The 20,172-nt window shown below is 41.6% G+C and carries 25 protein-coding genes; 2 read left to right on the plus strand and 23 right to left on the minus strand.

The annotated features are described in order from the left end of the window. Positions 1–358: 358 nt before the first annotated feature. On the minus strand, positions 359–844 hold the full coding sequence (locus tag HED61_RS13115; protein ID WP_021150014.1) for a sigma-70 RNA polymerase sigma factor region 4 domain-containing protein: 486 nt from the start codon (positions 842–844) through the stop codon (positions 359–361). Positions 845–1,012: 168 nt separating this feature from the next. Here HED61_RS13115 and HED61_RS13120 point away from each other — a divergent pair, with 168 nt between their 5' ends. Both HED61_RS13120 and HED61_RS16930 read left to right on the plus strand, forming a co-directional pair. Continuing rightward, positions 1,013–1,789: a hypothetical protein gene (locus HED61_RS13120; protein ID WP_219644970.1), complete on the plus strand. Its 777-nt coding sequence runs from the start codon at positions 1,013–1,015 to the stop codon at positions 1,787–1,789. 248 nt (positions 1,790–2,037) lie between these two features. Next, positions 2,038–2,169, plus strand: a complete 132-nt coding sequence (locus tag HED61_RS16930) for a hypothetical protein (protein ID WP_005471013.1) — start codon at positions 2,038–2,040, stop codon at positions 2,167–2,169. Positions 2,170–2,387: 218 nt separating this feature from the next. On the opposite strand, the gene HED61_RS13125 is transcribed toward HED61_RS16930, so the two are convergent. From HED61_RS13125 to rfbC, 22 genes are all read right to left on the minus strand, one after another. Continuing rightward, a complete protein-coding gene (locus HED61_RS13125) occupies positions 2,388–3,752 on the minus strand; it encodes a peptidoglycan DD-metalloendopeptidase family protein (protein WP_219644969.1) in 1,365 nt (454 codons plus the stop codon). Between the two features lie 273 nt (positions 3,753–4,025). After that, a complete protein-coding gene (locus HED61_RS13130) occupies positions 4,026–4,667 on the minus strand; it encodes an HAD family hydrolase (RefSeq protein WP_002343741.1) in 642 nt (213 codons plus the stop codon). A gap of 45 nt (positions 4,668–4,712) precedes the next feature. Further along, a complete protein-coding gene (locus tag HED61_RS13135; protein WP_219644968.1) occupies positions 4,713–5,441 on the minus strand; it encodes a hypothetical protein in 729 nt (242 codons plus the stop codon). Positions 5,442–5,443: 2 nt separating this feature from the next. Beyond that, positions 5,444–6,445 carry an SIS domain-containing protein gene (locus HED61_RS13140; RefSeq protein WP_219644967.1) on the minus strand — a complete coding sequence of 334 codons (1,002 nt, stop codon included), beginning with the start codon at positions 6,443–6,445 and terminating at the stop codon, positions 5,444–5,446. A gap of 16 nt (positions 6,446–6,461) precedes the next feature. Further along, positions 6,462–7,271 carry a PTS system mannose/fructose/sorbose family transporter subunit IID gene (locus HED61_RS13145; protein WP_003126076.1) on the minus strand — a complete coding sequence of 270 codons (810 nt, stop codon included), beginning with the start codon at positions 7,269–7,271 and terminating at the stop codon, positions 6,462–6,464. After that, entirely contained in the window at positions 7,261–8,043 is a 783-nt protein-coding gene (locus HED61_RS13150) for a PTS mannose/fructose/sorbose/N-acetylgalactosamine transporter subunit IIC (RefSeq protein WP_034704263.1), read from the minus strand. The genes HED61_RS13145 and HED61_RS13150 overlap by 11 nt, the downstream gene beginning before the upstream one ends. A gap of 18 nt (positions 8,044–8,061) precedes the next feature. Further along, the gene (locus HED61_RS13155; protein ID WP_002343746.1) at positions 8,062–8,532 is read right to left on the minus strand and encodes a PTS sugar transporter subunit IIB; all 471 of its coding nucleotides are present in this window, start codon (positions 8,530–8,532) and stop codon (positions 8,062–8,064) included. Between the two features lie 14 nt (positions 8,533–8,546). Continuing rightward, on the minus strand, positions 8,547–8,966 hold the full coding sequence (locus HED61_RS13160) for a PTS sugar transporter subunit IIA (protein WP_103299569.1): 420 nt from the start codon (positions 8,964–8,966) through the stop codon (positions 8,547–8,549). Between the two features lie 134 nt (positions 8,967–9,100). Further along, positions 9,101–9,817 carry a GntR family transcriptional regulator gene (locus tag HED61_RS13165; protein WP_034704258.1) on the minus strand — a complete coding sequence of 239 codons (717 nt, stop codon included), beginning with the start codon at positions 9,815–9,817 and terminating at the stop codon, positions 9,101–9,103. 4 nt (positions 9,818–9,821) lie between these two features. Continuing rightward, positions 9,822–10,283 (minus strand): hypothetical protein, encoded by a 462-nt coding sequence (locus tag HED61_RS13170; protein ID WP_034704255.1) that lies wholly within the window; start codon positions 10,281–10,283, stop codon positions 9,822–9,824. 315 nt (positions 10,284–10,598) lie between these two features. Then, positions 10,599–11,441, minus strand: coding sequence for an acyltransferase domain-containing protein (locus HED61_RS13175; protein WP_219644966.1), 843 nt, complete (start codon positions 11,439–11,441; stop codon positions 10,599–10,601). A gap of 484 nt (positions 11,442–11,925) precedes the next feature. Next, positions 11,926–12,153 carry a UxaA family hydrolase gene (locus HED61_RS16935; protein ID WP_258015126.1) on the minus strand — a complete coding sequence of 76 codons (228 nt, stop codon included), beginning with the start codon at positions 12,151–12,153 and terminating at the stop codon, positions 11,926–11,928. Then, positions 12,134–13,027, minus strand: coding sequence for a UxaA family hydrolase (locus tag HED61_RS13180; RefSeq protein ID WP_258015125.1), 894 nt, complete (start codon positions 13,025–13,027; stop codon positions 12,134–12,136). Before HED61_RS13180 ends, HED61_RS16935 begins: the two co-directional genes overlap by 20 nt. Then, the gene (locus tag HED61_RS13185) at positions 13,027–13,299 is read right to left on the minus strand and encodes a UxaA family hydrolase (RefSeq protein WP_234981394.1); all 273 of its coding nucleotides are present in this window, start codon (positions 13,297–13,299) and stop codon (positions 13,027–13,029) included. Before HED61_RS13185 ends, HED61_RS13180 begins: the two co-directional genes overlap by 1 nt. A 19-nt stretch (positions 13,300–13,318) precedes the next feature. Beyond that, positions 13,319–13,720, minus strand: a complete 402-nt coding sequence (locus tag HED61_RS13190) for a PTS sugar transporter subunit IIA (RefSeq protein WP_003126065.1) — start codon at positions 13,718–13,720, stop codon at positions 13,319–13,321. Next, entirely contained in the window at positions 13,717–14,706 is a 990-nt protein-coding gene (locus HED61_RS13195; protein WP_219644964.1) for a D-isomer specific 2-hydroxyacid dehydrogenase family protein, read from the minus strand. Before HED61_RS13195 ends, HED61_RS13190 begins: the two co-directional genes overlap by 4 nt. 11 nt (positions 14,707–14,717) lie before the next feature. Then, positions 14,718–15,188: a PTS sugar transporter subunit IIB gene (locus HED61_RS13200; RefSeq protein ID WP_005470998.1), complete on the minus strand. Its 471-nt coding sequence runs from the start codon at positions 15,186–15,188 to the stop codon at positions 14,718–14,720. Positions 15,189–15,209: 21 nt separating this feature from the next. Further along, entirely contained in the window at positions 15,210–16,067 is an 858-nt protein-coding gene (locus HED61_RS13205; RefSeq protein WP_156247910.1) for a PTS system mannose/fructose/sorbose family transporter subunit IID, read from the minus strand. Beyond that, on the minus strand, positions 16,068–16,829 hold the full coding sequence (locus HED61_RS13210) for a PTS sugar transporter subunit IIC (protein WP_034707002.1): 762 nt from the start codon (positions 16,827–16,829) through the stop codon (positions 16,068–16,070). An 830-nt stretch (positions 16,830–17,659) separates the two neighbouring features. Then, positions 17,660–18,490 carry a dTDP-4-dehydrorhamnose reductase gene (gene rfbD, locus HED61_RS13215; RefSeq protein ID WP_219644963.1) on the minus strand — a complete coding sequence of 277 codons (831 nt, stop codon included), beginning with the start codon at positions 18,488–18,490 and terminating at the stop codon, positions 17,660–17,662. Positions 18,491–18,545: 55 nt separating this feature from the next. Beyond that, the gene (rfbB, locus tag HED61_RS13220; RefSeq protein ID WP_103299556.1) at positions 18,546–19,574 is read right to left on the minus strand and encodes a dTDP-glucose 4,6-dehydratase; all 1,029 of its coding nucleotides are present in this window, start codon (positions 19,572–19,574) and stop codon (positions 18,546–18,548) included. Positions 19,575–19,588: 14 nt separating this feature from the next. Continuing rightward, positions 19,589–20,170, minus strand: a complete 582-nt coding sequence (gene rfbC / locus HED61_RS13225) for a dTDP-4-dehydrorhamnose 3,5-epimerase (protein ID WP_103299555.1) — start codon at positions 20,168–20,170, stop codon at positions 19,589–19,591. Positions 20,171–20,172 lie beyond the last annotated feature (2 nt).

The following is a 20,172-nucleotide window of genomic DNA, read 5'->3' on the forward strand; positions in this document are numbered from 1 at the left end:
TATTCTAGAAATAGTCTGACCAAAAAAAGCGCCTTTTTAAGTCGCGAATTGACGAAAAAAAGCGGCCTCTTCCATTCGAAGACCGCTTTATTCGACGATTGCTGTTAATATGATTTGAAAAAAAGACGCTTCTCATTCAATTAGAACTTAAGGCACCAAATCATGGTCAACATAAAAGGAGTTTATCAAGTACCAAGAAAAACTGTCATTACCTGTCGATAATGCGAGAACAGTTTAGACAAAAGGTGCCTTTTGTTCCTTGATTTCAGTTTACAAAAAGAAGCTGCACGATACAAGAGGAACGAGTAAGAAAGCTCCTGTCTGGGTCCTTCACTTTTATTCTGACTAAATAGAACACCTATTTTTTGCTGCTTGTCGTCTCCTCGTGAATAAATTGCTGCCAACGGGCTCTCAACTTCTGACGATAATAATAGCGAGACTGTTTTGATCCCTCTTGATTGACCCAATCAAGCCACATTTGTCGTTCTTTCGGTTTCAGAAATGCCCAGAATTGCATCAGCAATAGATGATTGTCGATGTCTTCTTTCAGATCAATCGTTTCTTCCTGCTCTGATGCGATTGCTTGAATCAGTTGTTTTTGACGATTACTTTTTCGTTGTAAATCAATCACTCGCCATAGCAAAAAGCCAAATAGATAATTCACTTCATTTTCGTTGCGAAAGATCCCTTCATCAGGATACCTTCGTGCGCGCTCAAAGAGCATGAGTCGCAACTCTTGCAAATAATCTTCAAAATCTGGATGACTGGGGAAGATGCCCGCCCGAATCAGCACTTTGTAAAAGAGGCGCTCATAAGAAGCCATCAGTGTGTGCCATTCTTTCATTGTATTCCTCCTTTTGCTTGGTGTTCCCGCGGGTACATTAACCATAGCAAAAAGAGGAAGTGACTATTTTTATCAAAAATCAATAAATCATTTGAATTATGCACTTTTTATTGCAAAAATAGTCAGATAATTTTATAGTTGAAGTATCTAAAATGAAGGAGTTTTTCTATGAAGAGATGCTACTCCCCTATAAGTTCGAATAAACTTGATCCTTATCGTCTGTCCTTTGATCCAAAATGTAAACGATTCCTCAATTCTAGTGATCAGGCCACTTGCCAGGAACTTGCTGCTTTGATCCGTCCAACCATGACAATTGACTTCGAGAAAGAAATTTTTGCCATTCTGCCTTTTGTTCATGATGATCGCACGCATTCTTTGATCATTTATCAAGACTATTGTTCACTTCTTCCACAGCCGCCATTTCCTATCATCAAACAGATTCTTCTCCATTTCCATTTTTATGAGTACGCGCTTTTCAAAGATACACTGTACCATTTATTCAGCCAGTCGAATATCAAACGTCAATACAAGATTCCTTGTGCGACTAGTGAATATAGCTTGCTACCCCTAACAAACGCGACCAAAAAAGACACGATTTGGGTGAACCCTGGAAAAATCATGACTTTGTCCGCTTCTGGACCGCAGCTGTTCATTGAACTGCACAATCAGTTCTCTTTCCCCTGTTTGGTTGAGTCCCGCCGCTTAAAGCAAACCATGCTGATCAGTTTCCTTGCTCACGGCATTATCAAACGAGAACATAGCTATCAACTGCCTCGGGCGAACACTAGCCTCACTGAGTTTTTGGAACTTTCTTTTTCTCCCCTCACCAACCACTTACTAGAAGATCTTCATTTTCATGATCTGCCCGGCAAACGAGGAAGTTTTAGTCTGATTTATCAAGATCTCTATGCAGAAGAAAGCCAACAAAAAATGCGCCAAAAATGAGTGCATTTGGTCAAATTTCCCTCTTACCAACGCTTTTGCTTCTGAAAGGAGCAGCTACAGAAAATTTAGAAGAAATTCAAAAGAAAAAATTTTTTTGATCTTTTAGCGTATTTTATTTTTGAGAAACAAAAAAGCACTAGTTTAAGAAAATAGTGCTCTAAGAAGATAGTGCTTTAAGAAAGTAGTGCTTTAAGAAAAAATTACTTTAAGAAAATAGTGGTGGAATGCTGCGAAGGAGGAAAACTAGTATGCGTATCGTTAAAATTTCAGAGACAGAGATCTATGTCGAAATGACAGGGAAAGAATCATTTACAGTTACATGCAGCAGTGAGCAGCTCGCTGAGCGATGGCTAGCGTTGTTAGAAGGTTTAGCCGAGTAGAGCAACTGATCTTCGAAGCAAGATCCGCAAGCGAAACCGCAAGTCAGCTGAACCCATCGGCAGTTGGCTGATGCAATGCCTGAAATGCCTTTCTTTTCTCAAAAGAGGACAGCAAGCAATGACCATAATAAAAAACAGCGGCAAAAATGAAGTGTGTCCGAAAAGTTGACTTTTGGTCCAACTTTTCGGATCACTGCAAGCAGCCGCTGCTTTTTTTATTAGAGGCCTAATTCAGACGCAGGGTCAAAGAAGCCTGACCATAGTCCTGTCGCCATTCCCAAATGTAGATGGACACCAGTCGAATTTCCAGTTGTTCCCATTCCACCAAGGTATTGACGTGCTGTGACACTTTGACCGCTACTAACAGCAGGCAATGCATTGAAGTGCATGTAATAACTATAGATGCCATTCGGATGCTTTATGATCACATAATTTCCTGTGGACGGACCATAACCGGCTTCTACCACTTTCCCACCTTGAATCGCATAAATCGGTGTTCCACTGCTGCCGGTAAAGTCGATCCCATTGTGCTGGTTGCCGGAAGAGCCCGTTGGATCTGTACGGTATCCAAAACGACTCGAGATATGGACAGAATCGACCGGTAAAGACCAACCGCTTGTTTGATTTCCACTAGCAAGCTCCGGTGTTTCTTGATCAGTATCTTGATTGGTTTCTTTTTTACTTGTTTCTTCAATGTTGGTCTCTTCATTGATTGGTGTAGAAGCATTAGCGTATGTCGTTGCTTCTGTGCCGGTTTCTTTTGCCGACTCTTTTTCTTGAGAGACCGCTGCTTTAGCGGCTACTTGTTTTTTCGCTTGTTCCTGAGTTTTTTTTGCCTCAGCTTGTGCTTGTTTCTTAGCTTCTGCAGCTAACGCTTTTTCTGCTGCTAATTGTTTCAGTGTTTCTTCCCGTTTCTTTTCAGCAGCCGCTTTTTCTGCTTCCAAATCAGACTTTTTGCTCTCTTCTTGATTCAGAGACAATCGTAAGTCGGCCAATGCCACATCCTGATTCAATCGTACATCCGCAAGCTCCCCTTGCTTTTGTTGCAGCTCGCTCGCATGAGTTTCAATTTCGGATAGTTTTTCTTCTAGTTCTTTTTCGAGCTTGATACTTGTCTCGATGTCTTTTTGCTGTTGCTCAACGATACTATTGCTGGCATTCATGATGGTGACAGAAGCAATGGCTCGTTGAATTGCTTCACCTAGTGAGTCAGCATCAAGTAATGTCGTCATCATGGCATTCGAAGGTTCTGAAACTTGAATATCTCTTGCTTGATTCGCCAGTGTTTCTTTCCGTTTGGCGATTTTTTCCTCCAATTCCTTGATTTCAACCGCGATTTTGTTGACCTTTTGCTCTGTGCTGGCCTTTGACGCCAAAATCGAATCCATTTCAGATTCAAGTTGTTGGATCTCCGCTTCCGTCTTTTGTTTGAACGCTTCTATTGAAGCAGATTCCCCTTTGATTTCATTGATTCGCTGGGTTTGTTGTTGAATTTGACGATCGACATCCTCTGCGTTTGCAACCAATGGGAAACCTATCCACACCAATGAGCTTGCGACTATCAATTTTTCCAGTTTTTTCATGCTATCTCCTTTTGAATCCTACTTTTCATTTCTACTAGCATACCGAATATTTTGCTGCTTTTGGGCAGAATCACAGGAAAAACATCTGGATGCAAAATTCTGACATCTCGTTGCAATCAACTTGTTAGATTCCCGCATGAATCGTAAATTGCTTTTTGTATCTTTTCATGAGGAAAAAACAGATAAGAATTTTTTGCAAAAAAAGGTAGATGAATGCTCAATCATTGAACATTCATCTACCTTCGTTGGAGTTTCATTTGACGTTCGACAAAATCAGATGAATCGCCTAGCTGCCAAATCAGCTGCAGCTACTACCATCGCTTCTTCAGGAAAAACCATTCCGGTGGTAAAAGCATTGGGATAAGCCAATACTTTCAAGCCCGCACTTAAAGCGGCCGTCACCCCGGTTGGACTATCCTCCAGTGCAATAACTTCTTCTTCTGACAATGCCAACTGTGCAAGACATTTCTGATATCCCTCAGGAGCTGGCTTGCCTTCCTTCACATCATCCCGGGTGAGGATAAGATCAAAAACAGACATCAACTCTTGATGATGAGCAAAGAAATGCATCAATTCTGCTTTCCTTGAATTAGAGACGATCGCTAGCTTCAACTGGTTCTTTTTGCCATACTGGATAACTTCTGCAATGCCTTCCCGCAATGGCACCTCAGGATACTTCGTTTTCTGTGCTTGAGTAAAACATGCTTCAATGGCTTCTACATCGACGGGCTTCCCTAGAGACTTTTCTAAGTGTTGATAAAACACCCCGTCTGCTGAACCAATACTTTTTTGGTAATCTCTCCTTGTATAGGTTACCTGGTAGGTGTCACGAAGGTATTGCTTTACTGCTTGATAAGCAACTTCCTCGGTATCCACAAGCGTACCATCAAAATCAAAAATAATTCCCTTTACCATGTGCTCCCCCATTGAATCTTTTAGAATTGGATCTTAGGTTTCATTTCAATCTACTTCCCGAAACGCAGCGAAATCTTCATAGAACGTCTTGGGGGGTACATCCGACTTTTGCCGCTGCTTGTTAGGGATAAAGGTCGTTCCAGCTACTTGCGTAAAACTAAAATAGTGTTTTTGCCCGGTAGCCTCTTGATGGTATCCAGATTGTTCCCCAATGTATAAATCATCTACTGAACTGATCGTCTTTGTCGTTATTTGTGATGATACTGAAGCATACAGCTGAATCTCTGAATCGACAATGAACAAATTGGAATGCTCGTCTTGAATGAATTGATTGATCACCGTTGCCAGCGTCGCTAATTTAGAAAAATTATAACGGTGCGGCAGGCCAAATCCTAAAAGCAATACTCCGCCTACTACCAATACCATCGCACTGGACCATAACCACTGCTGCTCACCAATCATTTTTGTGACCGCAAAGATACCTAGAGCCCCGGCTAAAATCAAAGCTATTTTTATCATCCCCAAAACTTTGATATAGCGTAACCGACTTTCTCTTGTCAGATGGTCTTTCCCCCAAGGAAACCATTCTGGTGTCGAGATATCAATGATCAATGTGTAAGTAGCATTTTCTCTGAAGAAATAGTTTCCTGATTGCTGACAATTTGTAGCTTCAGTTAAATACTTACCGAGCCATTGCCGAAAAGCTTTTTTCTGCTTCTGAGTAAAAATCCGAGGAAAATACAAGCAAAGAAATTCGAACAGTTCTTGTTTCATTTTTAATACGCTACTTTCCGATAATATCTGCGTGTTTTAGCACTCTTTCCAGTTTTTTCTGTATAGACAGTCAATAATAGATCAAAGAAGTGATTCAAAAACCACGGCATCAAAAATTTCTGTGTTTCTTTTGAAAAACGATCCAACCCAAACTCATTTAAATCAACCGTTTTAGCTTGCGCAGAGTGAGAAGCAATAAAGCGTTCCACCCGTTGATCTTGGTCACGATTAGAATCAGCGTTCATAATCAAGTTGACTTGGTAATCCTCGGCCACCATTTCGAATGGACCATGGAAAAATTCAGAAGAATGGATCGGCTGAGCTTGGATCCATTGAATTTCTTCCAAAATATAGTTACAGAAGCAACAAACTTCACCCCATAAACGTCCAGATGTCACCCACATTTGCGGTTTCGCCACATCGGCAGTCGCAATCAGTTGTTGCGCGAATTCTTTGGCCCCAGCGATGGCTTCTCCGACAAATGTGCCAAGTTGGAGAATTTCTTTTCGCATCTTAACCAGTTTGTCTTGATCCATTTGAGTATAGCACTCAATGAACCAGCCGAACAGAACCAAATGGACATCTGTATCAACAGAGCTCGTCCGGTAATCAAGAATATCCGCTCCATCCAAAAGTGTGTCATCATCACCGATAAACCCATAAATCGTTGTTTCAGGATAAACTTGATGCACTTTCCCAAGTGTATCAAGAATCTCTTGCGTAGAACCCGTCTTTGTACCAGCAATGATCAATGTTTGATCATCGATTTGATCAAAATAAAGGCTTAGCAACTCTTCCGGGCTGACAATCAAAAATGGCACAGATAATTTTTCAAATAATAGTGGTCTTAATCCGACAAATTTGGTGAACGTTCCCCCACAACCCATCAAGAAGATCTTAGTAAATTTCTGCTGCTTCATTTCGTCAGCTGTTTCTTTCACCGCATCTAATTGATCGATCACTTGAGAATAGTTGCTAATAAATTGTTCTTTTACAAATGGCATGAGTTTCTCTCCTTTTTTATACCGCTAAAAATCCGAATACCGCCCCTAAAATACTTACAGCTAGAATTGCCAATAAGATATAGAAGACTTTGACATCCTTTTTCAACAAACGGCAGAATAGGAATGTGATCAGTAACGGCAATAAGGCTGGCATCATCGAGTCTAGCAATCCTTGGATCGTTTGCGCATCTTTACCGCTGGTCAATTTCACTGGGATATTGATGATCACCATTGAAGCGACCATCCCACCGATTACGGTATTTCCCAGAATATTGATTGCATAAGTGATATTATCCATCAATCCGCTTGACATCTTGTCAATAAAAGAAACCCCGGCTTTATAGCCCCACATGGTACCGAAATAACGAACGAGAACATTCGGGATGTTAAATACGAGCAGAAACAAAATCGGACCAAGAATACTTCCTTGTTTCGCTAATGAAATCCCGATACCGCTGGCAATGATCCGCAAACTTCCCCAGAAGATCGAATCACCGATACCTGAGATAGGGCCCATTAATCCAGCTTTCATGGCATTGATAGAAGATTCATCAAAAGAAGGATCATTTGCTTTCTTTTCTTCCATTGAAGCAGCAACACCTGCAATGAATGGAGAAGTCGCTGATGTACAGTTAAAGAATTCCATGTGTCTTTTCATTGCTTTTTTCTGATCATCTTTGTCTGGATAAAGTTTTTGAATCACGCCGCCCATCGTATAGGCAAACGCTAAACTCATCATCCGTTCATAGTTGAATGAAGCTTCCATCGGCATTGATCGCCAAAAGACGCCCATCAAATCTTTCTTTGCGATTTTTTTAGAAGTCATCATATTGTTCCTCCCCATCCGTCATCACTTGCCCTTTGTTTTTTTGGATCGCATCAAAAATGATGTACATGATGCCTGCAAAAATAGCGCCAATCATTGCAGTTGCGATCATATCTAATTTCAAGTACGCGGCACAAACGAAACCTAAGAAAAAGAAGGGTGCCACTTTTTTAGAGAAAGTCATGTTGATCAACATAGCAAATCCGACAGCAGGCAGAATATTGGTTGCAATATTCATCCCATCAATAAAAGCTTGTGGTATTAATTTCAAAATTTTATCGACTGTACCGCTGCCGATTACATAGGCAACAGTAGTCACGACTGTCATCAATCCAATCCGAGTGAAAGATGCCCATAAATGCATATTGGCCGCTTCTTTGATCTTGCCTTCTTCAATCAAGTGATCAGCTTTATGAGTCATTGCCGGAAAGATCACAACATATAAAATGTTTTTGATGGCTAATCCTAAAGCTGCGATCGGCAAGACAAGTGTCAATGCCACATCGACACCATAACCATTTTTTAAAACAAGTGCGGTAGCCAAGATTCCGCCGATGATTTCATCCGGCGGCACAGTGGCGCCGACGCCCATCAAACCTAGAAAGGCCAATTCTAAGGTTGCGCCCATGATCAAGCCTTGGGTCACGTCCCCAAATAATAACCCAACAAATAATCCTGTGACTAAGGGACGACCAATGAAGGAAGAACCTAGAAAATCCTGCATATTTGCTATTAGTGCAATAATAAAAATACCAATTGTTTGAACAATCATCATCCTTACTCCCTTCGGCTAAACTAACGATCTGAATTCTATATTGGCATCATTTGGTGCTTGTTTAACTAAGATTTCGATGCCAGAATTTTCCAGTTCCGTTAGTTCTTTGATTTCCTCATCTGTGACATAGACTGCTTTCGCAATGTTCTTGCTATCGTCACGCTTTGCGGATAACCCTAAATTGATTTTGTTGATTTCCGGAGTTCCTTTTGCCAATCGGTAGGCATCATGAACATTTTCTACAACGATGAACACATTGTATTTATCTGTGACACCGCTTTTAATCGCAGCAATTGAATCGTCAATGCTTTTAAATATCAATTTCGTATCATTAGGTTTTGCCAAATTCAATGTTTGCTTTCTAAATGAGTCGTTCACTACGTTGTCATTTGCAATCAAAATCGCATTGGCAGACAAATTTTTTGTCCACGCAAATGCTACTTGTCCATGTAATAAACGGTAATCAATTCTTGTCATTTTGATCATGTTGACTCTCTCCCTTAAAATTCGTCTTCATCTGGTCGATCTGGATTTACTTCAATCAATTTGACACCACTTGTAGCGGTTACAATCACTTGCTGGAGTTGTTCCTTAATCTTTGCTGGTTCTGCAGAAAAACTCATTGAAACAATTTCTAATACCAATGGCAAATTCATCCCTGCAATTAGAAATTGGTTCTCTTTTCCTGCAATTGTTTCAGTGATCACACGGTTGACGCTCCCTCCAAGCAGATCACTGATAAATATGATTGGTTCCTCTGCCATTTCTGAGATCAACGCTGTAAGCTGTGCCGAAAAGTCAACCTTCTCATCAACATAGGCGGTGATCGCAGATAGATTTTCTTGCTTCCCCATAATAAATTCAGCCGTATCTTTCATGCCTTGCGCTAAATTAGAATGACTCGCCAAAACAATTTTCATGTGTCTTCTCCTTTCATCTGTAATCGTTTCCCAATTACTTACAACTAGATAATAGAACCCATTCGATAGAAAAACAACAAAAAAAAGACCAATTTCTTGAATAGGTCTTTTTTAGCAACCAATTTTAGAACCACTTAATAGTCGGTCTCTACATTGAAGGTTATTTTTTCTGGATTAAAAAAAGATTTTGTATATTCCACCAACTCATTCTGATCAGTATAGCCATAATATTCAATACATAAGACGTATTCTCCAGGCCGCATATTGATTTTGCTGAACTGTTTTTCGTCTTCCACTCGGCTAGCATAAAACTGTTTCTTGAATTTGACAGGTCGTTTATTTTTGTATTCCATATAGTCATAGAGTGAAAAACTACCAAAATCATAGCGATGAGCATCTTTAAATAAACGAAAAGGGAAATAGGCAATTTGCAAGGATACTTTGTCTTCATTAGCCTCCCGCACCCGGATCAATTCAAAAAACTCAAAGTATTCTGGAAAGACAGCCATCAACTCCGGATCATCGTAAACCAGTTTGAAGGATTCAACAAAACTGCTAGACTCCATTCCTTTGATTCGAATCCCCTGTGTCAAAGATAGCGGCGACTCGTCTCCAACCTCAAAACGATTGGAATGTCCCTCATTGGATAGAAAAGTTCCCGCGCCCCGCTTTTTATAAAGAACGCCATCTTCTACCAGGGAACCAATGGCTTTTTTAACTGTCATCCGACTATACCCTAAGATATCTGCCAATTCACGCTCACTCAGGATCTTATCATTTGAACCAAAGTCGCCGCCTTGAATCATCTCAACAATTTTTCTTTTGGCTTCTAAGTACAAAAACTTTCCCATTGTCTCACTCCTCAAACAAATACGCATCTGGATCAGAGATTTCTTCTTCGTAGCGGATGATCGTTTTATCTTGATCCAAAAAAAAGGTTTTTTCAATCAGCACTTGACTGTCTCCAATGATCTGCAGTTGCTGTGCCTCGATTTCATTCGGCCATGACAGGGCAATCTCTTTTCTAATACTAGATACCCCTTTTGACTGGTCTACTAATAATTCTACATCAGCATTTTTTCTTTCTACCAAATAATCGACTGGTATCCACGATTTCAGCAAAGCAACAGGTTTCTTGCCTTCCTGCAAAAGAAACTCCCGCTGCATAACGTCGCCGATACGGTCGTCGTTAAACAATACATTATAAAAATTTTTCTTTTCTGCAATCGTCTCTGATGATAGCGTTAATTCCAGTCTTTTATCGGCTACTCTTGCGAACGGTGTATGATATTCTCTGATTTTTTTCTTTATTCTCATTGACTTTCCCTTTTCCTTACGCATTAGTGCTACGTACTTCGGTTCTATTATACTGAATAATTATTTTTTTTAAAAGATAGCCTTCTACTGACGCCATTCCGACACAGAATAAATGTGTCTGGTATACCTCTACTTAGCAGAAAAGACCTGGAATCTCTTTCTGATTTCCAGGTCTTTGCTTTTTTAGTTCTTCAGGAAACTCCTGTTATGTCTCTTCTTTCACAGCAACTATCAAACGAACACGATCATACTTAGTTTCCCTGTAACACTCGCATCCACTTTAGCGATAATCGCCGTCCTTCTGCTTCGAAAAAACTATTTCAATCGTCCTACAGCCGATCCAATCGCATTCCCTGCTAACAGCCATGCTTTCGCTGCTTTTTGTAAGGTGGTGTTTTCGGGATACTTGCTGACATCGTTAGAAATAGTATTGAAGAGCCAGAGTACGCCGTCATTTTTTTCTGGTTCTGTCAACAGCAGTTCGTAGTCATTTCCAAACAAAACGAGGTTGGAAGTTGCTGGCAGCCATTCTTTCAACTTGGGCGAAAGCAGCCAAGTATCCGTCACAATTGGTGCTGAAGCGTATGCAGGAAAGTAGGTTTCAAAAAACATTCTGGCTGACTGATAATTTTCTTGGACTTGCTCATGAACCAGTTTCGCATCTGAAGGGATGTGAAGAGAAAGATAGGCTTGACCTTCAAGTTGTGGTGCTTTGCTCTTATGATCAGCGGCGATCATTTCAAATTCTAGCTGATCGATCCTAAATTCTAATCCGCACAAATACCGCCATGTCCAAAATCCACGATCAAACACATCCTGATTATCGGCTTGTTTCGTTTCTTTTAAGAATCGAGTAAATGCCCTCATCGTAGCCAAATAAATCTCATGAGGAATTTGCAGCGGTTGATAAATATGTTTCCAGCTGATGGTCGCTGCATACAAATGGATCGCCAATTCCTTCATCGACTCCTCTTTGTACAGTTGGGATAACCACTTGGCTTCTGCTGAAGCTGTTACTGGATCGAGCAATTTATGTACACTAGTAATCATCTCTTGTTCTTGCAGCTCCTCTATGGCTGCGTTCACTTTCTCTTGGACTAAAACGGGGATTTCAATTAAATCCATCAATTGCTGTAATGGCTCACTGTTAGCTAACATGCTATTCCTCCTATTATCAACTTGGAATCTTTCTTTTTGATCAATGACATCAATGCTTGTTTGTAACCGCTTCATCCAATTATAAAAAGTTTAGGGCTTAAATGATACTAAAATATACCGGTTTATACTAAAATCCTAACCCATTTATTGTTTCAAAGAAGATAGACTCATTTGGGTCGCCTCTCTAGACAATTTTTTCACGAAGAAATCCGTTCTCTATCCGAAAAGGCACTCTCACACGTTTCTTCAAGAATCTATTCGTAAGAGAGCGCCCTCTATAGGATAGCTGAAACAGCTAACTTCTGGAGGGCGCTACATCGTTTTTCGATAACAGTTCTTTCTTGATTGTACTTCCGTGATATTTCTTTTTTATTGCAGTAATGACGATTGCTAAAAGTGACAGTTTTTCAAAAGTACGATCGGCTTAATAGCAACTGCTAAATCACCTAGATAGGATGTTTAGCAGTATTTAGTTGGGGCTGTTTTATAAATCACAGCCCCAGACTTCATTGTTGCGATAAATCGCTAGCTCCTGAAAGCCTAATTTCTCCGCTGCAGTTCGTTTTCCATTTGCCACTGCGATCATCTCAGAAAGGATTCTTTCGCCACCTTCCTTGATAGACATTTCGCCGGTAATGATCGCAGATAATTCAAGATCCATATGTTCGGTCATTCGTTGATACGTCTCATGATTACCGGTAATCTTGATCATTACCCGTCACAGATTCAATATCGTATCCTGGAGTATCCATGATGATCAACCCTTTTTCAGTGGCGATCTCTCCATATTTGACGACTTGATTGATCGTGGCGTGTCCTGCTTTCATGATTGCGCCTAACGATTTTTCTTCAAGTGTCGTCAAACCACCTTTTTGATTACCAGGTGAAGGATTTGCTCCTCGAATATCTACTTGGAGACGTTCAAATTGTTTTTCGAGACCGCCAATGATAGTCTGAATATCCCGTTTGACTTGTTGGTTTTTGGCACGACGAATCAAGATATGCTCTGTACCGATCAATTCTGTCGTTTCTCCCAGGATCGATCGACCGCCTGCAGCTACCAAAAGTTCTGTCGCAACTCCCAAAGCAGGATTGACGGATAACCCACTGGTTGCATCACTGCCGCCACAATTGGTCGCTAAAGTAAGAGCAGATAGTTCAACGGGTTCCCTCACAATCCGGGCAGCCGCGCCTACCAGTCTTTCTAATAAAGGAACGACTGTCGCGATTGTTTTTGTTGTCCCGCCTTCTTCCTGGATGCTAAAAGAGTAGACCGGTTTGTCTGATACCTTCTGAACCCGAGCCACCATTTCGTGAGGCTGAATCGTCTCACAGCCTAACCCGACAAAGACTGCCCCATAGACATTGGGATTTAAGACAAATCCCGTCAACGTTCGTTTGGTGATTTCTACTGCATCTCCAATTTGACCACAGCCTTTTCCAGCTGGGATAAAGACCGTGCCGGCAATTCGTTCAGCCAGACGGCGTGCAGTTTCATTGGCACAGCCCACTGTCGCAATGACTAAAATTTTGTTGCGGATTCCATATTGCCCATCGGATCGTTTATAACCCATTATTGGTTTCATTAGACTCTGATGCTCCTCACATTATGTGTATGCACATGTTCACCTTTGGTAATCGCTGCTGTAGCAATCCCTATCACTTCGCCATATTTGATAATCTCTTCGCCAGATTCAATATCTTTTACAGAAAATTTATGGTAGCTGTCAATAGACTGGACAATCAGGAATTCATTTAAGGTCGCTTGATTAACAATCTTCACGGATGATTCCGCCGACGTTGGTTGCAAAACCATGGCAACATTGTCCTCGGGACGCATCATTAATGCCGTATACATAGACTGCCTCACTTTCTCTTCACTCATATTTGTCTTGAAAGACAATCGTGTCGATCGCTGCCTGACGCAAATGTGCGACTAATTGTGACAAAGACATCTGTTCACGTTGCATGATTGCTTCAATCACTAACGGCAGATTGAACCCGGCAACGATCTGATAATGGTTAGGGTCAAAAAATTGTGAATTATAATAAGCACAGTTGTAAGGCGTTGCTCCAAACATATCGACAAATACCAAGACCCCATGCCCCCTATCCAGCTTGCGACTTTGATCTAAAATTTTTTGACGGAAACTGTCGACCTCTTCATTTTCAGCAAGTGTGTCGAACGCCATCTGCTGTGTCTCACCAATGATCATTTGTAACGAATGAACGATCCCTTGGCTGAGTTCGCCATGAGAAATAATTTGCATACCAATCATACCGACCAACTCCTTTCATTCACCAGATCAAAGGGTTCTAGTTGCGCAAAAAAGCGCTCAATATTCGTCACTACATGATCTCCCATTCCGGATAAACTTTCAGAAGTATACGCACCGATATGAGGGGTCAATGTGACATTTTCAAAAGCCAGTAATGGATGCGTAGGCTCTAACGGTTCCTGACAAAAGACATCGGCAGCATAACCGGAAATTTCTTTTCTAGCCAACGCACGGATCAAAGCTGCTTCATCCACCAATTCCCCACGTGCAGTATTGATCAGCAAGACATGCTGCTTCATTTGATCAAAAGCTGCTTCGGACAGCATCTGTTGGTTTTCATCTGAAAGATTGCAGTGAAGTGTGATGACATCCGCTTCTGACAATAATTCCGGCAAAGATACTTTTTTTCCTTTTGCTTTGTGAATGTCTTCAGCAGACTTATAAGGATCATAGACTAGCACTTCAGCACCAAAGCCTTCATGCAGAATCTGGCCAACCTTGGAGCCGATATTGCCATAGCCAATCACACCGACCGTTGCGTGCTTGAGTTCAAAACTATTACAGCTCGACCGCAAGTGCCACTCATCATTTTTGATCAGCCGCTGCCCTTTATTGATCTTACGAAGTTCGTTCATTAACAAAGCAATCGCATGTTCTGCTACCGCTTGCCGTTCGATTGGTCCTAAAACTTTGGTCACCAGTACCTGATTTTCGGTTGCAGCACTAAGGTCTACATTATCGACCCCTAGACCATGACGGCAAAGCAGCCCAAGCTTTGGTGTATTCTGAAAAAACGTACGATCGAAAGTTGGCGTGACACTAGCGATAATGCACTGATAGTCCCTGAGTGCCTCAGCTAGTTGTGCCCCTTTAATCGTTGGTTCAAACAGATGAAAGTCCACTTCGCCAAATGCTTGCAGTCGTTGGATATGTTCCGGAAAAAACTTACCAAAACTTTTTGAATTGACTACTGCAATTTTTTTCATCGACGTCCCCCCTAAATCGATTTCTTCGCTGCTTCAGGAACCGTTTGCGCATAAATCTTGATGTCCTTTTCAGCTGATAATTGACGCAATTGTTCCAACTCTGTCTCGGTTAGGGCAACATTTTTGATGAAGAACTCGGCCGCTTGTCTTTTTGGCGTGCCGCCTAGATTCAAACAAGGTAACGGTAACCCCAACTCCAAACACTTGATCGCTGTTGCTACCGTTTTGAACAAAGCAAATACTTTATCTGCACCGAACTGATTGGCTTCCCAAGCTGCCAGCGCTTCCGCTATGCTGTATACCTTCACTTGAAAACCGTAACGTTTTCCTGAAGCCATATAAATATCCATCGAAAAATCATCGGAACGCACCGCGTCATCGATAATATAAATCGTATTCGCACCCGAAGACTTGGCCCACTTTGTCACGATCTGACCATGAATCAAGCGACTATCTACTCGAGCAAAAGTAATTTTCCCCATTTGTGACACCCTCTTTCTGATTTATAAAATTCCGATCGCTGCCAGCAATCCAACGATAACAGTCAACAATAACATCCCTTTTAGTACATTCAGACCCTTCTTTTCAAAGTAGAAGTACAAGCCCATGACCAGTGAAAGTGGTAAGATGCCTGGCAAGATAGAGTCCAGAATACTCTGTAAAGCAAATTCTCTTTCTGACAGGACAAAAGATAATGAAGATTGAATCGTCACAAACCGTGCCGCCGTCACTCCCATCATGAACATACCAAGAATCGTCAACGCTTTCATGATTAAATTGGCTCTTGTTCCGGCAATCAGTTCTCGAGCCGCTTGCCTCCCTAACCGATAACTAAAGTGGACAAATGCACGGCCATAGAGATACGTCACAACAGAAAAGACGATCCAGGGAATAACCGCACCGAACCACAAACCATCTGCAGCCCAAGGCAGTGCAATCGCAATCAATAGATACTGCAACGTGCCATTATTAATGGAATCCCCGATCCCTGCCATTGGCCCCATCAACCCGACTTTCGTTGCTTCGATCAATTCTGTTGAAACGGTCTGCTCAGAACCTGTTTCTGCCAACTCTTTGGCCCGCTGTTCTTCCAGAGATGCAGTGATCCCAGAAATGGTACTGCCGCCCCAGATCGCATCAGTGTTCCAAAAGGTCAAGTGCCGATTGTAGGCATCCCGCAAGTCTTCAGGATCTTTATAGATTTTTTTGAGCAGAGGCGTCAATGCATACATCAACGCTGGTGCTACTTGTCGCTCATAGGTGCGAGGGATCTCGTTCATCCAGTACCAGCGATTCCAAATCTGGTTCAGTTCCTTTTTAGTCAGTCCATTGTTTTCAGTCATAGTATTCTCTGCATCCATCTAGGCTGCCTCCTTTGCATTGATCATAATCATGGTGTAAATACCTGCAGTCACAATACCCAGGACAGCCCAAGTAACCATGGTGATTCCTAAATCTTTCAAAATAATCGTTAAGAAGAATGCCAAAAAGAAAAAGAACATATCGGTCTTTTGACCAATGATCCGAATCAAAATCGCGATCCCAACAGCTGCTAACGCACTGGCGACAACATCCAGTATATGAAAGACAACCGTGCCTTCCAATTGTGTCACAACATTAGCTATCGAATCTGCCCCGAAATATAAAGCGATAAACAATACCGGCACATGAGTCAGCATCGTCAATAGGGTTGGCAACAGACCGATTGCAAAAGTAAATTTCTTGTCCTCCAGATTATTGACCACCCGATCAATGTATTTGGTCACAAAAGAATTCACGATAATTTTTAATGTATATAAATAACTTCCTAGAATTCCGACGGGAATCGCGATTGCTACTGCCGCTGTCGGCTCTAGATTACCCAAGATAGCGACTGCTGTAGCCACAGTTCCCGAGACAGCCGGTTCTGTTGCCATCTGGCCGCCTGGCGCAATCTGACCCATAGAAATCAATTGGATAGCTGCACCAACCGTTACCCCTTGGGCAACATCTCCCAGAACGACACCGACAAATAAACTCGTCATAAGCGGACTAAAACGCAAATTCAAGCCTGCATACCCGAAGAAGCGGGCTTGAATCAACGCCACCCAAATTGAGATGATCAACGCCTGGATCACTGACATATTTTTTCCTCCGTTTCTAATTCTATCAATACCAACAGTGAAAGATGAAAGGCGAATAGAAACCAAATCTTGCTTTTTACCTAGGATGAAAGCATTTCTTGATCCGCCAACAAAAGCAGCTTCCAATAACGAAACAGCGTCCCATTCCCATGAAAACCCCTCGATCAAGAAACAGCAAAAAAGGCATCAGACCAGCGTGTCCAATGCCTTTGACATAGCGAAATAAACCTCAGGAAAAACGTGAAAATTTCAAAAAATTGCACAAAGCGACTAGTAATCGCTATCAACTTTCGGTAAAATAAACACGTTGGTTCCTTCGGGAAACAACTATGGCAACTTGATTGGTCAGCTGTGTAAACTTGGTGACTGATCAGGGCTTTCTACAGGTGCGCCAACACCCGTAGAAAGTGCCTTTTTTATTTGGTTTCTATTCCATTTCATCATATAGAAAGCGTTACCTTTTGGCAAGAGGGAACATACGTTTTCGTGGAGTTTTTTGAGGGGATTTTTTCGGGAAAGAAAAAGAAGATACGGAGTATCTTCTTAGGGGTGGTGTTTTTAGGCTTTGAGTTAATAAAAGACGGTTATTTGGTGACTGTCTTCCCTCATTTTTTCAATTTTATAGGGTCAAAATAGCTTTGTAGACCAATGTAATACAGCGTTATAAAATAAACTAAATCTTTTTATAATGTTTAATCACAACTTCCTATAGAGTAATCTATGAACCTAAAGTGACTTAATCGAAAGAGATAGAGTTTTGATTCTACAACGAAAAATGGCTAAATCTTTGACCTAAAAAAAGTTTTTAGAATTGTAATAAAAACAATTCCTTACTTCAACATAAAGTGAAGTGCTTCTTGCCATGTTGGAATTTCAAAGCCAATCGCTTTGGCTTTTGATAGATCCATCACTGAATATTGTGGTCTTTTGGCTTTTTGCGGATATTGCTCTGAAGTCACCGGTTTTACTTCTACTGCAGTCTCTTTCAAGATCTCTTTCGCAAATTCATACCAGGAACAATGATTGTCATTTGACAAGTGATAAATCCCGGTAGGTGCTTTTTGATCAATCGCATACTTCATAAATTCTGCCAATGTCCGCGTCCAAGTAGGGCGTCCGAATTGATCATTCACTACGGTCAATGTCTCATGATCTTTTGCTAATCGTTGCAACGTGTAAACAAAATTATGACCATATTGCCCAAAGACCCAAGAAGTACGAATGATATAGTAGTCATTCAATATTTCTTGAACCGCTTGTTCGCCTAATAATTTAGTTCTGCCATACTCATTTTGAGGGTTCACTGGGTCATCGACACGGTATTCCCCCTCTTTTTTCGTCCCATCAAAGACATAGTCGGTACTGATGTAAACAAGTGTAGCTCCCACCGCTTTAGCTGCTTGAGCCACATTTCGGGTTCCCTCGACATTGATTTTTTCGTCTAGCATTTTTCCTTCATCTTCTGCTTGATCAACGGCTGTGTACGCCGCACAGTGAAAAATAACCTTGGGTTTGATTTCTTGGATCTTTGTCATCGTTGCTTTTGCATCTGTAATGTCCATTTCCTGGGAATCAGTTGAGACATATGCAACACCCGTTTCATCCAATAAATGGCGTAATTCGGTACCTAGCTGACCGTTGCCACCAGTAATTAAATACATTTTATTTCGCTTCCTTTCGAAAAAAGCAGGAATCCTCCTGCTTTCATCCTACAGATTATTGTCCCTGTTGGGCATAGGTTTCTTCAACTTGTTCTTTTTCTGCTTGCCACCACGAACGATTGTTTTTGTACCATTCAATCGTATCCGCCAGCCCATCTTTAAAGTTAGTAAATTCTGGCGTCCAGCCTAATTCTTCTCTTAATTTTGTTGCATCGATGGCATAGCGCAAATCATGACCAGGACGATCATTGACATGATCATAGGCATCCTTTGATTTCCCCATCAATTCAAGAATCATTTCAATCACTGTTTTATTGTCTTCTTCTCCATCGGCGCCGATCAAATATGTTTCCCCAATGGTTCCTTTAGTCAAAATTGCCCAGACCGCGGAAGAATGGTCGTTAGTATGAATCCAATCACGCACATTTTTCCCGTCGCCATAAAGCTTGGGGCGAATCCCACTTAATACATTGGTGATTTGTCGAGGGATAAACTTCTCAATGTGTTGATAGGGGCCATAATTATTGGAACAGTTAGAGAGTGTAGCTTGAAGTCCGAAGGACCGAACCCATGCCTTGACCAATAAATCCGATCCCGCTTTTGTCGACGAATAAGGACTGGAAGGATTGTAGGGGGTTTTATCGGTGAACTTCTCGCCAGGCCCTTCCCCATGACCTGGTAAATCTTCCCGCAAAGGAAGATCGCCATACACTTCATCTGTCGAAACATGATGATAGCGAACATGGTGTTTGCGACAAGCTTCAATCAATGTGTAAGTACCGATCAAATTAGTCTGGACAAAAGGAAAGGGATCTTTTAATGAATTGTCGTTATGAGACTCTGCGGCATAGTGAACCACCGCATCGGCCTGTTGGACCAGCTCATCAACTAATGCCGCATCGGCAATATCGCCTATCACTAATTTCACACGGTCTTCCGGTAGTCCGGCTAGATTTTCTTTGTTTCCCGCATACGTCAATTTATCCAAAACCGTCACATGAACATCCGGTTGGTGATTGACCACATAATGAACAAAATTGGAGCCGATAAAACCAGCTCCGCCGGTCACGATGATTCTTTTCATTTTATGAACACTCCTTAAATTTCTCCGTAAACAAATGGGTTTTCAGCTTCAAACGCTTCTAACGTTGGATGGTGTTGATCTTTCTCCGAAAGAATCGCTTGTTCTTTGTCAATCGGCCAATCAATCGCCAGATCTGGATCGTCAAACGCAATGCCGGCATCGGCTTGTGCATTGTAATAGTTGTCGCATTTATACAAAAAGTTGACATTCGGTGTCAATGTAACAAAGCCATGGGCAAATCCTTTTGGCACCAACAATTGACGATGGTTGCTTTCCGATAAAATATACCCTTCCCATTGACCATAGGTCGGACTTCCTTTGCGAATATCCACAATTACATCCAGCACGGCTCCCGTCACGACACGAATCAATTTCGTTTGGGCCGCCTCTCCTTTTTGAAAGTGTAAGCCCCGTAAGACGCCGGCTTCCACTGACAAGGAATGATTATCTTGCACAAACGCATAGTCTAAGCCTGCGGCTTTGAAATCTTCTTGCGAATAACTTTCGGTAAAGAAGCCCCGGTGATCACCAAAGACTGCTGGTTCAACCAAGACAACATCGGTTAAGTTTGTTTTTGTGATACGTAATTTTCCCATTT

Source organism: Enterococcus gallinarum, assembly GCF_021496385.1.
Lineage (GTDB): Bacteria > Bacillota > Bacilli > Lactobacillales > Enterococcaceae > Enterococcus_D > Enterococcus_D gallinarum.

Coding starts and splice junctions, on each gene's coding strand:
- HED61_RS13115 (WP_021150014.1), bottom strand. CDS start 844: ATGAAAGAATGGCACACACTGATGGCTTCTTATGAGCGCCTCTTTTAC.
- HED61_RS13120 (WP_219644970.1), top strand. CDS start 1,013: ATGAAGAGATGCTACTCCCCTATAAGTTCGAATAAACTTGATCCTTAT.
- HED61_RS16930 (WP_005471013.1), top strand. CDS start 2,038: ATGCGTATCGTTAAAATTTCAGAGACAGAGATCTATGTCGAAATGACA.
- HED61_RS13125 (WP_219644969.1), bottom strand. CDS start 3,752: ATGAAAAAACTGGAAAAATTGATAGTCGCAAGCTCATTGGTGTGGATA.
- HED61_RS13130 (WP_002343741.1), bottom strand. CDS start 4,667: ATGGTAAAGGGAATTATTTTTGATTTTGATGGTACGCTTGTGGATACC.
- HED61_RS13135 (WP_219644968.1), bottom strand. CDS start 5,441: ATGAAACAAGAACTGTTCGAATTTCTTTGCTTGTATTTTCCTCGGATT.
- HED61_RS13140 (WP_219644967.1), bottom strand. CDS start 6,445: ATGCCATTTGTAAAAGAACAATTTATTAGCAACTATTCTCAAGTGATC.
- HED61_RS13145 (WP_003126076.1), bottom strand. CDS start 7,271: ATGACTTCTAAAAAAATCGCAAAGAAAGATTTGATGGGCGTCTTTTGG.
- HED61_RS13150 (WP_034704263.1), bottom strand. CDS start 8,043: ATGATTGTTCAAACAATTGGTATTTTTATTATTGCACTAATAGCAAAT.
- HED61_RS13155 (WP_002343746.1), bottom strand. CDS start 8,532: ATGATCAAAATGACAAGAATTGATTACCGTTTATTACATGGACAAGTA.
- HED61_RS13160 (WP_103299569.1), bottom strand. CDS start 8,966: ATGAAAATTGTTTTGGCGAGTCATTCTAATTTAGCGCAAGGCATGAAA.
- HED61_RS13165 (WP_034704258.1), bottom strand. CDS start 9,817: ATGGGAAAGTTTTTGTACTTAGAAGCCAAAAGAAAAATTGTTGAGATG.
- HED61_RS13170 (WP_034704255.1), bottom strand. CDS start 10,283: ATGAGAATAAAGAAAAAAATCAGAGAATATCATACACCGTTCGCAAGA.
- HED61_RS13175 (WP_219644966.1), bottom strand. CDS start 11,441: ATGTTAGCTAACAGTGAGCCATTACAGCAATTGATGGATTTAATTGAA.
- HED61_RS16935 (WP_258015126.1), bottom strand. CDS start 12,153: ATGATCAAGATTACCGGTAATCATGAGACGTATCAACGAATGACCGAA.
- HED61_RS13180 (WP_258015125.1), bottom strand. CDS start 13,027: ATGAAACCAATAATGGGTTATAAACGATCCGATGGGCAATATGGAATC.
- HED61_RS13185 (WP_234981394.1), bottom strand. CDS start 13,299: ATGTATACGGCATTAATGATGCGTCCCGAGGACAATGTTGCCATGGTT.
- HED61_RS13190 (WP_003126065.1), bottom strand. CDS start 13,720: ATGATTGGTATGCAAATTATTTCTCATGGCGAACTCAGCCAAGGGATC.
- HED61_RS13195 (WP_219644964.1), bottom strand. CDS start 14,706: ATGAAAAAAATTGCAGTAGTCAATTCAAAAAGTTTTGGTAAGTTTTTT.
- HED61_RS13200 (WP_005470998.1), bottom strand. CDS start 15,188: ATGGGGAAAATTACTTTTGCTCGAGTAGATAGTCGCTTGATTCATGGT.
- HED61_RS13205 (WP_156247910.1), bottom strand. CDS start 16,067: ATGGATGCAGAGAATACTATGACTGAAAACAATGGACTGACTAAAAAG.
- HED61_RS13210 (WP_034707002.1), bottom strand. CDS start 16,829: ATGTCAGTGATCCAGGCGTTGATCATCTCAATTTGGGTGGCGTTGATT.
- rfbD (WP_219644963.1), bottom strand. CDS start 18,490: ATGTATTTAATTACTGGTGGCAACGGTCAGCTAGGTACCGAATTACGC.
- rfbB (WP_103299556.1), bottom strand. CDS start 19,574: ATGAAAAGAATCATCGTGACCGGCGGAGCTGGTTTTATCGGCTCCAAT.
- rfbC (WP_103299555.1), bottom strand. CDS start 20,170: ATGGGAAAATTACGTATCACAAAAACAAACTTAACCGATGTTGTCTTG.